Source organism: Mycobacterium scrofulaceum (assembly GCF_002086735.1).
GTDB lineage: Bacteria > Actinomycetota > Actinomycetes > Mycobacteriales > Mycobacteriaceae > Mycobacterium > Mycobacterium scrofulaceum.
The window spans coordinates 1-11,847 of sequence record NZ_MVIJ01000087.1 but is presented as its reverse complement, the minus strand read 5'-3'; the positions used below and the strand labels follow the sequence as shown (position 1 = coordinate 11,847).

Genomic DNA, 11,847 nt, shown 5'->3' with positions numbered 1-11,847 from the left:
GTGGCCGGGGCGTGGGGCGCGGGGCGTCCGGAACCGGCGGAGACACGCCACCGGCCGGGGCAACGGAAGGCCGCGCCGGCGGCGCGCTGGGCGGGGGTTGCAGACGGTCCCGCAGGAATTCGTCGCGTTCGTTCATGGGCTCCTCGGGTGCCGGGCGATCGGTCGGCGCTGTCCGGGCCAGTGATAAGCGCCACGGCCCGTGCGCCGGACGCCGACCAGTATCCGCTCAGTATCTCCCGCGCGCCCGGCATCGCTACCGTGCAAACTTAGCAGCGCTCACCGCGAGGCCGCCCCGCCGGCTTGGCCCGCCCCTTGAGCACGATCGTGGGGTCCAACGCCGCCGCGGCGGGTACGCCGGCGCGGGACGCCAGCAAACGCGTGCAGGCGACGAATCCGGCGCCGCGCGGCGCAGCGGGCGGCGCGGCTGTGACGAAAATTGCAGCCCGGAAGCAGCACGTCGGGCGGGGTGCCGGCCGTCGCTCGCCAAGAAATTTACGGCGTCGCCAGGTGGCGGTTAGACTTGACGAAGTTGGCATGTCAGGCGGGTATTGTCATATCGTTTTACGACTTGTCGAGACCGGTTTCCAGGCCACCGTTCAGCGCTGCACGGACGCATCCCTAAACGGGATCACCTCCGCCTGGGGGACAGCCTATCGAGACAGGCCGAGGGGTCTTCGCCCGCAACGTCCGGGTAGGACCTCATCGGAGCAGCTGTTTATCGGCCGCTGAAAGACGTTCAGGTGAAGGGTCAGGTGCATATGACGCCCAAGCGCGTCGGGCTATACAACCCCGCGTTCGAGCACGACTCGTGCGGGGTAGCCATGGTCGTCGACATGCACGGCCGTCGTAGCCGCGACATCGTCGACAAGGCCATCACCGCGCTGCTCAACCTCGAACACCGCGGTGCCCAGGGTGCCGAGCCGCGCAGCGGTGACGGCGCCGGCATCCTCATTCAGGTCCCGGACGCCTTCCTGCGCGAGGTCGTCGACTTCGGGCTGCCCCCTGCCGGAAGCTACGCCACCGGCATCGCCTTCTTGCCGCAGTCGGCCAAGGACGCCGCGGCCGCGTGCGACGCGGTCGAGAAGATCGCCGAAGCCGAGGGCCTGTCGGTGCTGGGCTGGCGCAACGTGCCCATCGACGACTCCTCGCTGGGCGCGCTGTCGCGCGACGCGATGCCCACCTTCCGACAGGTGTTCCTCACCGGCGCGTCGGACATGACGCTGGAGCGGCGCTGCTATCTGGTCCGCAAGCGCGCCGAGCACGAACTCGGCACCAAGGGGCCGGGTCAGGATGGTCCCGGTCGCGAAACCGTTTATTTCCCAAGCCTTTCCGGTCAGACCTTGGTCTACAAGGGCATGCTGACCACCCCGCAGCTCAAGGCGTTTTACCTGGACCTGCAAGACGATCGGATGACCAGCGCGCTGGGCATCGTGCATTCGCGGTTCTCCACCAACACCTTTCCGTCGTGGCCGCTGGCCCACCCGTTCCGTCGGGTGGCCCACAACGGCGAGATCAACACCGTCACGGGCAACGAGAACTGGATGCGGGCCCGCGAGGCATTGATCAAGACCGAAGTCTTCGGCACGGAGGCCGACGTCGAGAAGCTGTTTCCGATCTGCACTCCGGGCGCCTCGGACACCGCGCGCTTCGACGAGGCGCTCGAACTGCTGCACCTGGGCGGCCGCAGCCTGGCCCACGCGGTGCTGATGATGATTCCCGAGGCCTGGGAGCGCAACGAGTCGATGGACCCGGCGCGCCGGGCGTTCTACGAATTCCACGCGTCCCTGATGGAGCCCTGGGACGGCCCCGCGTCGATCACGTTCACCGACGGCACCATCGTGGGCGCCGTGCTGGACCGAAACGGCTTGCGCCCCTCCCGGATCTGGGTCACCGAAGACGGCTTGGTGGTGATGGCGTCCGAGGCGGGGGTCCTGGACCTCGACCCCGCCAAGGTGGTCCGCCGGATGCGGTTGCAGCCGGGCCGGATGTTCCTGGTGGACACCACGCAGGGGCGCATCGTCTCCGACGAGGAGATCAAGGCCGAACTCGCCGCCGAGCACCCCTACGCCGAATGGCTGGACCGCAACCTGGTTCCCCTCGACAAGCTGCCGCAGGGCGACTACGTGCGGATGCCCCATGAACGACTCGTCAAGCGGCAGTTGACATTCGGGTATACCTACGAGGAGCTCAACCTGCTGGTGTCTCCCATGGTGCGCTCCGGCGCCGAGCCGATCGGCTCCATGGGCACCGACACCCCGGTCGCGGTGCTCTCGCAGCGGCCGCGGATGCTCTACGACTACTTCCAGCAGCTGTTCGCGCAGGTGACCAACCCGCCGCTGGACGCCATCCGCGAAGAGGTGGTCACCAGCTTGCAGGGCACCACGGGCGGCGAGCGCGACCTGCTCACGCCGACCGAGCACTCCTGCCACCAGATCGCTTTGCAGCAACCGATCCTGCGCAACCACGAGCTGGCCAAGCTGGTCAACCTCAACCCCGATGACGAGGTCAACGGACGCCCGCATGGCATGCGGTCCAAAGTGATTCGCTGCCTTTACCCGGTCGCCGAGGGCGGCGCCGGATTGGCCGCGGCACTCGACGACGTACGCGCACAGGCGTCGGCCGCGATCGAGGACGGCGCGCGGGTCATCATTTTGTCTGACCGCGAGTCCGACGAGCAGATGGCACCCATCCCCTCGCTGCTCGCCGTTTCCGGCGTGCACCACCACCTGGTGCGCGACCGGACGCGCACTCACGTGGGTCTGGTCGTCGAGACCGGCGACGCCCGCGAGGTGCACCACATGGCGATGCTGATCGGGTGCGGGGCGGCGGCGATCAACCCCTACCTGGCGTTCGAGTCGATCGAGGACATGCTGGACCGCGGGGCGCTCGACGGAATCGACCGCGAGCAGGCGCTGAACAACTACGTCAAGGCCGCCGGCAAGGGCGTGCTCAAAGTGATGTCCAAGATGGGCATTTCGACGCTGGCCTCCTACACCGGCGCACAGCTGTTCCAGGCGGTCGGCATCTCCGAGGACGTGCTCGACGAGTACTTCACCGGGCTGAGCTGCCCGATCGGCGGGATCACCCTGGAGGACATCGCCGCCGACGTCGCGACCCGTCACCGGCTGGCCTACCTGGACCGCCGCGACGAGCGCGCGCACCGCGAACTCGAGGTGGGCGGCGAGTACCAGTGGCGCCGGGAGGGCGAGTACCACCTGTTCAACCCGGAGACGGTCTTCAAGCTGCAGCACTCGACCCGCACCGGGCAATACAAGATCTTCAAGGACTACACCCGCCTGGTCGACGACCAGAGCGAGCGGATGGCCTCGCTGCGCGGCCTGCTCAAGTTCCGCGGCGGTGTGCGCCCGCCGGTGCCGCTGGAAGAGGTCGAGCCCGCCAGCGAGATCGTCAAGCGCTTCTCCACCGGGGCGATGAGCTACGGCTCGATCTCGGCCGAGGCGCACGAGACGCTGGCCATCGCGATGAACCGGCTGGGCGGGCGGTCCAACAGCGGTGAGGGCGGCGAGGACGTCAAGCGTTTCGACCGCGACCCGAACGGCGACTGGCGCCGCAGCGCGATCAAGCAGGTCGCTTCGGCGCGGTTCGGCGTCACGTCGCACTACCTGACGAACTGCACCGACATTCAGATCAAGATGGCGCAGGGCGCCAAGCCCGGTGAGGGCGGCCAGCTTCCGGGCCACAAGGTGTACCCGTGGGTGGCCGAGGTCCGGCATTCCACGCCCGGGGTGGGCCTGATCTCCCCCCCGCCGCACCACGACATCTACTCGATCGAAGACCTGGCGCAGCTGATTCACGACCTGAAGAACGCCAACCCGTCGGCGCGGGTGCACGTCAAGCTGGTCTCGGAGAACGGGGTGGGCACGGTCGCGGCCGGTGTCTCCAAGGCGCACGCCGACGTGGTGTTGATCTCGGGTCACGACGGTGGCACCGGCGCGACCCCGCTGACGTCGATGAAGCACGCGGGCGCGCCATGGGAGCTGGGCCTGGCCGAGACGCAACAGACCCTGCTGCTCAACGGGTTGCGTGACCGCATCGTGGTTCAGGTGGACGGCCAGCTCAAGACGGGCCGCGACGTGATGATCGCCGCGCTGCTCGGCGCCGAGGAATTCGGCTTCGCCACCGCGCCGCTGGTGGTGGCCGGCTGCATCATGATGCGGGTGTGCCACCTCGACACCTGCCCGGTGGGCGTGGCCACTCAGAACCCGCTGCTGCGGGAGCGGTTCACCGGCAAGCCGGAGTTCATCGAGAACTTCTTCATGTTCATTGCCGAAGAGGTCCGGGAATACATGGCGCAGTTGGGTTTCCGCACCCTCAACGAGGCCGTCGGCCAGGTGGGTGCGCTGGACACCACGCTGGCCCGCGCGCACTGGAAGGCGCACAAGCTGGACCTCACGCCGGTGCTGCACGAGCCCGAGTCGGCGTTCATGAACCAGGACCTGTACTGCAGCTCCAGGCAGGACCACGGCCTGGACAAGGCACTGGATCAGCAGCTGATCGTGATGAGCCGGGAGGCGCTCGATTCCGGCAAGCCGGTGCGTTTCTCCACCACGATCAGCAACGTCAACCGCACGGTGGGCACCATGCTCGGCCACGAGGTTACGAAAGCCTATGGCGGCCAAGGGCTTCCGGACGGAACCATCGACATCACCTTCGACGGGTCCGCGGGCAACAGCTTCGGGGCGTTCGTCCCGAAGGGAATCACCTTGCGGGTCTACGGTGATGCCAACGACTACGTCGGCAAGGGCTTGTCCGGTGGCCGGATCGTGGTGCGGCCGTCGGACAACGCGCCGCAGGGCTACGTGGCCGAGGACAACATCATCGGCGGCAACGTGATCCTGTTCGGCGCGACCAGCGGGGAGGCGTTCCTGCGCGGGGTGGTCGGCGAGCGGTTCGCCGTCCGCAACTCCGGCGCCCACGCCGTGGTCGAGGGCGTGGGCGACCACGGTTGCGAATACATGACGGGCGGCCGGGTTGTCATCCTGGGCCGGACGGGCCGCAACTTCGCGGCGGGAATGTCAGGTGGTGTGGCTTACGTGTACGACCCGGACGAGGAATTGCCGGACAACCTCAACATCGAGATGGTCGACATGGAGACCCTGGATTCCGACGACGCCGAGTTCCTGCACGGCATCATCCAGGCTCACGTGGACGCCACCGATTCCGCCGTCGGTGAGCGGATCCTGGCCGACTGGCGGGGCCAGCAACGCCATTTCGTCAAGGTGATGCCCCGCGACTACAAGAAGGTCCTGCAGGCGATCGCCGAAGCCGAGCGCGACGGCGTCGACGTGGACAAGGCGATCATGGCGGCCGCGCATGGCTGACCCGAGCGGCTTCCTGAAGTACACGCACCGGGAACTGCCGAAGCGCCGGCCTGTCCCGCTCCGGCTCAAAGACTGGCACGAGGTTTACGAGGACTTCGACGAAGGCACCCTGCGCGAGCAGGCGACCCGGTGCATGGATTGCGGTATCCCGTTCTGCCACAACGGTTGCCCGTTGGGCAACCTGATCCCGGAATGGAACGACCTGGTGCGCCGGGGGCGTTGGCGCGACGCCATCGAGCGGCTGCACGCCACCAACAACTTCCCGGACTTCACCGGCCGGCTGTGCCCGGCGCCGTGTGAGCCGGCGTGCGTGCTCGGCATCAACCAGGATCCGGTGACGATCAAGCAGATCGAACTGGAGATCATCGACCGGGCCTTCGAGGAAGGCTTCGTGGCGCCGCTGCCCCCGGACAAGCTGACCGGGAAGAAGGTCGCGGTGGTGGGTTCGGGCCCGGCCGGTCTCGCCGCCGCCCAGCAGCTGACCCGAGCCGGCCACACGGTCACCGTTTTCGAGCGCGCGGATCGCATCGGCGGCCTGCTGCGTTACGGCATCCCGGAATTCAAGATGGAAAAGCGGGTCCTGGACCGGCGCCTGGACCAGATGCGGGCCGAGGGAACCGAATTCCGCGCCGGTGTCAACGTCGGGGTGGACATCACCGCCGAACAGCTGCGCGCCGACTTCGACGCGGTGGTGCTCGCCGGCGGCGCGACCGCCGGGCGGGACCTGCCCGTTCCCGGCCGGGAGCTGGACGGGATCCACCAGGCGATGGAATACCTTCCGTGGGGCAACCGGGTGCAGGAGGGTGACGACGTCCTGGGGCCCGACGGGGAGCCGCCGATCACCGCCAAGGGCAAGAAGGTCGTCATCATTGGCGGCGGCGACACCGGGGCGGACTGCCTGGGCACCGCGCACCGGCAAGGCGCCACCGTCGTGCACCAATTCGAGATCATGCCTCGCCCGCCGGAGAACCGTGCCGAGTCCACCCCGTGGCCGACCTACCCGCTGATGTACCGGGTGTCGTCGGCGCACGAGGAGGGTGGCGAGCGGGTGTTCTCGGTGAACACCGAGCAGTTCATCGGCGAGGACGGCCGCGTGACGGCGCTCAAGGCGCACGAGGTCACCATGCAGGACGGCAAGTTCGTCAAGGTCGAGGGCTCCGACTTCGAACTCGAGGCCGATCTGGTGTTGCTGGCCATGGGGTTCGTCGGTCCGGAGAAGGAAGGCCTGCTCACCGACCTCGAGGTCAAATTCACCGACCGTGGCAACGTCGCGCGCGGTGCCGACTTCGACACGTCGGTGCCCGGGGTGTTCGTCGCCGGGGACATGGGCCGTGGCCAGTCGTTGATCGTGTGGGCGATAGCTGAAGGTCGTGCCGCGGCCGCGGGTGTGGACCGGTACCTGATGGGTGTGACGGCGCTGCCCGCGCCGGTCAAACCCACCGCGGTCCCACTTCAGTAATCACACCAGTCACACCAGAAACACGCCGCGATTCTTGCGGCGCGTCTGCCAGTGTTTGCCAGGGTGCAGGTGTCTAATGGACCGCTGTGGGCTTCATGCCACAGAGGCCCCGGCTGAACAGACCGTCGCAGGAGTGGTCACTGTGCATATGAATCCATTACCTCGATCGCGGATGGGGCGAATGGCCTGGTCCTGGCTGCGTCACCCGGTGAAAAGCCGTGAGTTTCCCGCCAAGCATGAACGTCTGGTTACCGCCGAGGATCTGCTGCTCTTTGGGGTGTGACCACCCCGATGCCGCCGCGCGCGGCCGCCCGGGGGGTTTGCTCAAACGTGATCGGGGTGGGCGCTCGCCGTTCAGCGGTCCAGCAACCCCGAATCGCGGATCGCCTCGGCCAGCGGCTCCAGGACGGCCGGGTCGTGGGGCGGGTTGATGTACACGATGCCCAGGTCGAGTCCCTCGGCGGCCAGCCCGCCCGCCTGCTCGATGACCTCCTGGTGGTTGCGGGCCCCGTCGAGCCGGAGGTGGGCGGACAGCGTGATCTCCTTCGGGTCGCGCCCGATCTTTGTGCACTCCGCCGCCAGCACGTCGCGCTTGCGCGCGAACTCCTCGGGCGGGCCGCCGACGAAGTTCCAGTGCTGTGCGTAGCGCGCGGTGATCGGCAGCGTTCGTTTCTCGCCGCTGCCGCCGATGCAGATCGGCGGGTGGGGGCGCTGCACGCCCTTGGGCTCGTTGCGGGCGCCCTTGAGCTGGAAGTACTTGCCGTCGAAGTCGGTGGTGTCCTGGCTGAGCAGGCTGGTCAGCACCTGGCACGCCTCCTCGAATCGGTCGAAGCGCTCCCGGATGCTGCCCAGCTCGATGCCGTAGGCGCCGGACTCTTCCTCGTTCCAGCCGGCGCCGATGCCCAGCTCGAGCCGCCCGTTCGAGATGATGTCGAGCGCGGCGGCCATGTTGGCCAGCACGGCGGGGTGCCGGTAGTGGATGCCGGTGACCAGTGTGCCCAGCCGCAACCGCTTGGTCGCCTGGGCCAGCGCGGTCAGCGTCGTCCAGCCCTCCAGGCAGGGCCCGCTGCTGTCGGAGAAGATCGGGTAGAAGTGGTCGAAGGTCCACCCGGACTCGTAGACGTCGATGTCGTCGGCGGCCTGCCAGACGGCCAGCATGTCCGCCCAGGTGGTGTTTTGGGGTGAGGTCTTGAAGGCGAATCGCATGCAATCGACGTTAGTCGATCTTTATGAAGCACAACTAAACTCAGGCCCGCGATGAGTTACTCCCTGGGAATCGACACCAAGCTCACCCTGCTGGCGGCCGGGCTGATCTTCCTGCTTGCGCTGGCACTCGGGGTGTGGAAGTACCGCCAGATCATGGCCGCCGACGACCACCGCGCCCATCCCTACGTCGACATCGCGCACCGGGCGGCACTGCTCTACTCCTTTGCGACCCTGCTGCTGGCGGTCTTCGTCGAGCTCAGCGCGTGGCCGACGTGGGTCAACCTCACCGCGGCGGCCGTGGTCGTCTTCTTCTTCGTCGGCGCGATCCTCACCTACATCGGGCACGGGGCGCGGCGCGACACCGTCAACCAATTCGAGAACCCCGTCCCGGGGACCGGCGTCCTGATGGGGTTGCTCATCGCCGGCGAGATCGGGGGCTTCGGCGTCGTGCTCGCCGGTTTCGTCGCCGGCCAGTTCTGACAGTCGGGCCGGGCACACTGGAGCCATGGATCCCGTCGAGGCCTTGCGGCAGATCGCCTACTACAAGGACCGCAGCCGCCACGATCCCCGGCGCGTGATGGCCTACCGCAACGCCGCCGACATCATCGCGGGACTCGACGAGGCGGCGCGGGAGCGGCACGGCCAGGCCAGCAGCTGGCAGTCGCTGCCGGGCATCGGGCCCAAGACCGCGAAGGTCATCGACCAGGCCTGGTCGGGCCGCGAACCCGACCTTCTGGTCGAATTGCGTTCCGGCGCGGAGGATCTCGGCGGGGGCGATATCCGTGCCGCGTTGCGCGGGGATTTGCACCTGCATTCGAACTGGTCGGACGGGTCGGCGCCGATCGACGAGATGATGGCGACCGCGGCCGCGCTCGGGCACGAATATTGCGCGCTGACCGACCACTCGCCGCGGCTGACGATCGCCAACGGGCTCTCACCGGAGCGGTTGCGCGCACAGCTCGGCGTCATCGACAAGCTGCGCGAGCAGTTCGCGCCGATGCGCATCCTCACCGGGATCGAGGTCGACATCCTCGAGGACGGCAGCCTGGACCAGGAGCCCGAGCTGCTCGAGCGCCTCGACGTCGTCGTGGCCAGCGTGCACTCGAAGCTGTCGATGGATGCCGCGGCGATGACGCGGCGCATGGTGCGCGCGGTCTCCAATCCCCACGCCGACGTCCTGGGCCACTGCACCGGACGGCTGGTATCCGGCAACCGGGGCATCCGGCCGGAATCCAAGTTCGACGCCGAAGCGGTGTTCGTCGCCTGCCGCGAGCACGGCACCGCGGTGGAGATCAATTCGCGGCCCGAGCGCCGGGACCCACCGACCCGTCTGCTGGAGCTGGCGCTGGACGTCGGCTGCGTGTTCAGCATCGACACCGACGCGCACGCGCCCGGCCAGCTGGACTTCCTCGGCTACGGCGCGCAGCGAGCCCTGGACGTGGGCGTGCCCGTCGACCGGATCGTCAACACCTGGCCGGCCGAGCGGCTGCTGCGGTGGACGGGCTCGAATTGAGACGGCCGCTCAGACCTGCGCCGGCTCGGCGCGCTCGGGAACCGGTTCCTCCGTGCGGCCGGCGCTCTGCGCGAGGTTGGCGGCGGCCACCGCCGCGCACGTCGCGGCCGGGACGAGCAACGCGTACCCCCCCAATCGGGCACCGAACACGATGCCGGCCACGCCGCCGCCGAGGAACAGCAGCAGGGTCGTCGCCAGGATCGCGGCTTTCCATTTCTTGATCCCGTACAGCCGGCTGCGGCCGAGTATCAGCCCGAGATCGGTGACCGTTCCGGTGAAATGGGTGGTACGGATCGCCATGCCGCGGAAGCTGGAGGTCATCCCGTTTTGCAAACCGAGGGCCGCGGCGGCGAACAGCGCCTGCACCGCGGTCTGCTCGACGCCCAGGGCGTTGATCTGCGCCTTCACGATGGTCTCCTCGACCCCGGCGGCGGCGAGTACGAGCAAGGCTGCCTCGAGGAAGAGCACGACGGCGTGACGGGGGCCCGCGAGTGCCTCGGTGGGCGCGAGGATCGCGCCGGCTGTGGTCGCTCCGGTCAGGAAGCCCAGAAAGATCGCGCCGAGCACATGGCCCTCGTACAGCCACGGGTTGGCCGTGTTCATGCCCAGCTGGGTGGTGATCGCGGTCAGGTTGCCGACGGGCAGTGCCAAGATCAGCAGCGCCACCGCGTTGACGAATCCGGCGGACAGGGCCAGTAGGGCGCTGTAACCGAGCAAGAGGCCTTCGCGGGGCGGGCCGCTGTCGCGGGCTCGGGGCGGCGGCGGCATGGAGTTCGGTCGCTCACTTTCACGGTCGGGGTCTTCGCCACCCTAACAAGCGGATCGACGTGCAGGGCGCGCTTCCCGGCCGATTCAAATCAACATCAAATCATCGAAACATGCTGTGCCAGCGAGTGATTGGTGACACACGCGACACCCGTCAGTCGGGTAGGTGTGGCATCTCTGTACCCGGATCGCGGCCGACCAAAACCGCGGGCGTCAGGGCCGATCTGCCGTAACGATCGCGCACCCGGTCGATCGCGGCGTCGATCGCGAGCCGATTCTCGTCGTCGCCGAAGGGCAGCGTCAGCTGTTGGGCGCCGCTGCGGTCGATCCCCGACACGGCGAACCCGACGAGCGTCAGCCCGCGCTGCGCGATCACGGGCCCGGCCGAGGCGACCAGCCCGCGCGCCGCGGTCAGGATCGGCTGCGTCGAGGAGGTCGCCCAGGGCAGGGTCCGGGACCGGGTCGCTCGCCCGAAGTCGTCGAACCGCAGGCGCAGCACCACGGTGCGGCCGGTCCGCCCGGCCGCGCGCATCCGGCCGGTGATCCGGTCGACCAGGTTGACCACCACCGCGTCGACCTCGGCGGGCGACATGGTGCTGCCGGCGCGGCCGAGGGCCCGTTGCGCCCCCACGGATCGGCGACGGACACCGGTACTCACCTGGCGGCGGTCGATGTTGCGGGACAGCGCGAACAGCTGCCGGCCCATGGCGCCACCAAGCAGCGAGACGAGCGTCGACTCGCTCAGCTCGGCGACGTCGGCGACGGTCACCAGCCCGTGCGCGTGCAGTTTGTCGGCCGTTTTCGCGCCCACGCCCCACAGCCGTCGCACGGGCAGCGGGTGGAGGAAGGCCAGCTCTTCCTCGGGCGGCACCAGCAGCAGCCCGCCCGGCTTGGCCTCCTGGCTGGCGACCTTGGCGAGGAACTTCGTCCGGGCGATGCCCACGGTGATCGGCAGGCCGACCCGGTCGCGCACGTCGGCGCGGAGCCGGGTGGCGATCTGTACCGGCGTCCCGGCGACCCGGCGCAGCCCGCCGACATCGAGAAACGCCTCGTCCACCGAGAGCGGCTCGACGATCGGTGTGCAGTCGCGAAACACCGTGAACACGGCGTCGCTGGCGCGGCTATACGCGCTCATCCGGGGTGGCACGACCACCGCGTGCGGGCACAGCCGGCGCGCCTGGGCACCCCCCATCGCGGTCCGCACGCCGTAGGCCTTGGCCTCATAGCTGGCCGCGAGCACCACCCCGCCCCCGACGATCACGGGGCGGCCGCGCAGCGTCGGATCGTCGCGCTGTTCGACGGACGCGTAGAACGAATCCAGGTCCGCGTGCAGGATCGAGGCCTCGCACCGCACGAACATAGCCGTGGTGACTAGAAGGGCGGTGGGTCGTCGTCGCCGGGCGGGGCGGGTCCGGCGTGTCGGGCTAGGCGGGCCTCGCGGTTGTGGCGGCGTTCGGTGGCCACGCGCGCGGCGCGGTCCTGGGCGCGGGTGCGGCGGCGTGTCGGCATCATCGCGGTCCGCTCAGCGCAATAATCCTGCGGGGGTGGGTCGGCTTCTGGGG

The 11,847-nt window shown here is 68.7% G+C and carries 7 protein-coding genes and 1 pseudogene; 4 read left to right on the top strand and 4 right to left on the bottom strand.

The window, feature by feature from the left end; translation table 11 throughout:
• Positions 1–758: 758 nt before the first annotated feature.
• Together gltB and BST44_RS27865 are read left to right on the top strand one after the other, a co-directional pair.
• Positions 759–5,342: a glutamate synthase large subunit gene (gene gltB, locus BST44_RS27870; protein ID WP_083179969.1), complete on the top strand. Its 4,584-nt coding sequence runs from the start codon at positions 759–761 to the stop codon at positions 5,340–5,342.
• On the top strand, positions 5,335–6,801 hold the full coding sequence (locus BST44_RS27865; RefSeq protein ID WP_083179968.1) for a glutamate synthase subunit beta: 1,467 nt from the start codon (positions 5,335–5,337) through the stop codon (positions 6,799–6,801). Before gltB ends, BST44_RS27865 begins: the two co-directional genes overlap by 8 nt.
• Before the next feature lie 354 nt (positions 6,802–7,155).
• Here the strand turns inward: BST44_RS27865 and BST44_RS27855 are convergent, their stop codons facing one another.
• Positions 7,156–8,007, bottom strand: coding sequence for an LLM class F420-dependent oxidoreductase (locus BST44_RS27855; RefSeq protein WP_083179966.1), 852 nt, complete (start codon positions 8,005–8,007; stop codon positions 7,156–7,158).
• 51 nt (positions 8,008–8,058) lie between these two features.
• Between BST44_RS27855 and BST44_RS27850 the strand changes: the two genes are divergently transcribed.
• Both BST44_RS27850 and BST44_RS27845 read left to right on the top strand, forming a co-directional pair.
• Entirely contained in the window at positions 8,059–8,487 is a 429-nt protein-coding gene (locus BST44_RS27850; protein ID WP_083179965.1) for a hypothetical protein, read from the top strand.
• Between the two features lie 25 nt (positions 8,488–8,512).
• Complete coding sequence (locus BST44_RS27845; protein WP_083179964.1) at positions 8,513–9,520, top strand: PHP domain-containing protein; 1,008 nt, start codon at positions 8,513–8,515, stop codon at positions 9,518–9,520.
• Between the two features lie 9 nt (positions 9,521–9,529).
• On the opposite strand, the gene BST44_RS27840 is transcribed toward BST44_RS27845, so the two are convergent.
• The 3 genes and pseudogenes from BST44_RS27840 to BST44_RS27830 all read right to left on the bottom strand — a co-directional run.
• On the bottom strand, positions 9,530–10,288 hold the full coding sequence (locus BST44_RS27840) for a YoaK family protein (protein WP_083179963.1): 759 nt from the start codon (positions 10,286–10,288) through the stop codon (positions 9,530–9,532).
• A gap of 151 nt (positions 10,289–10,439) precedes the next feature.
• Positions 10,440–11,645: a DNA polymerase IV gene (gene dinB / locus BST44_RS27835; RefSeq protein WP_083179962.1), complete on the bottom strand. Its 1,206-nt coding sequence runs from the start codon at positions 11,643–11,645 to the stop codon at positions 10,440–10,442.
• Between the two features lie 11 nt (positions 11,646–11,656).
• Positions 11,657–11,847, bottom strand: a pseudogene (locus tag BST44_RS27830) (hypothetical protein); the annotation flags it as partial.

Bases quoted from the DNA above. Each gene is read 5' to 3' on its own strand.
- gltB (WP_083179969.1), top strand. From the start codon at position 759: ATGACGCCCAAGCGCGTCGGGCTATACAACCCCGCGTTCGAGCACGAC.
- BST44_RS27865 (WP_083179968.1), top strand. From the start codon at position 5,335: ATGGCTGACCCGAGCGGCTTCCTGAAGTACACGCACCGGGAACTGCCG.
- BST44_RS27855 (WP_083179966.1), bottom strand. From the start codon at position 8,007: ATGCGATTCGCCTTCAAGACCTCACCCCAAAACACCACCTGGGCGGAC.
- BST44_RS27850 (WP_083179965.1), top strand. From the start codon at position 8,059: ATGAGTTACTCCCTGGGAATCGACACCAAGCTCACCCTGCTGGCGGCC.
- BST44_RS27845 (WP_083179964.1), top strand. From the start codon at position 8,513: ATGGATCCCGTCGAGGCCTTGCGGCAGATCGCCTACTACAAGGACCGC.
- BST44_RS27840 (WP_083179963.1), bottom strand. From the start codon at position 10,288: ATGCCGCCGCCGCCCCGAGCCCGCGACAGCGGCCCGCCCCGCGAAGGC.
- dinB (WP_083179962.1), bottom strand. From the start codon at position 11,645: ATGTTCGTGCGGTGCGAGGCCTCGATCCTGCACGCGGACCTGGATTCG.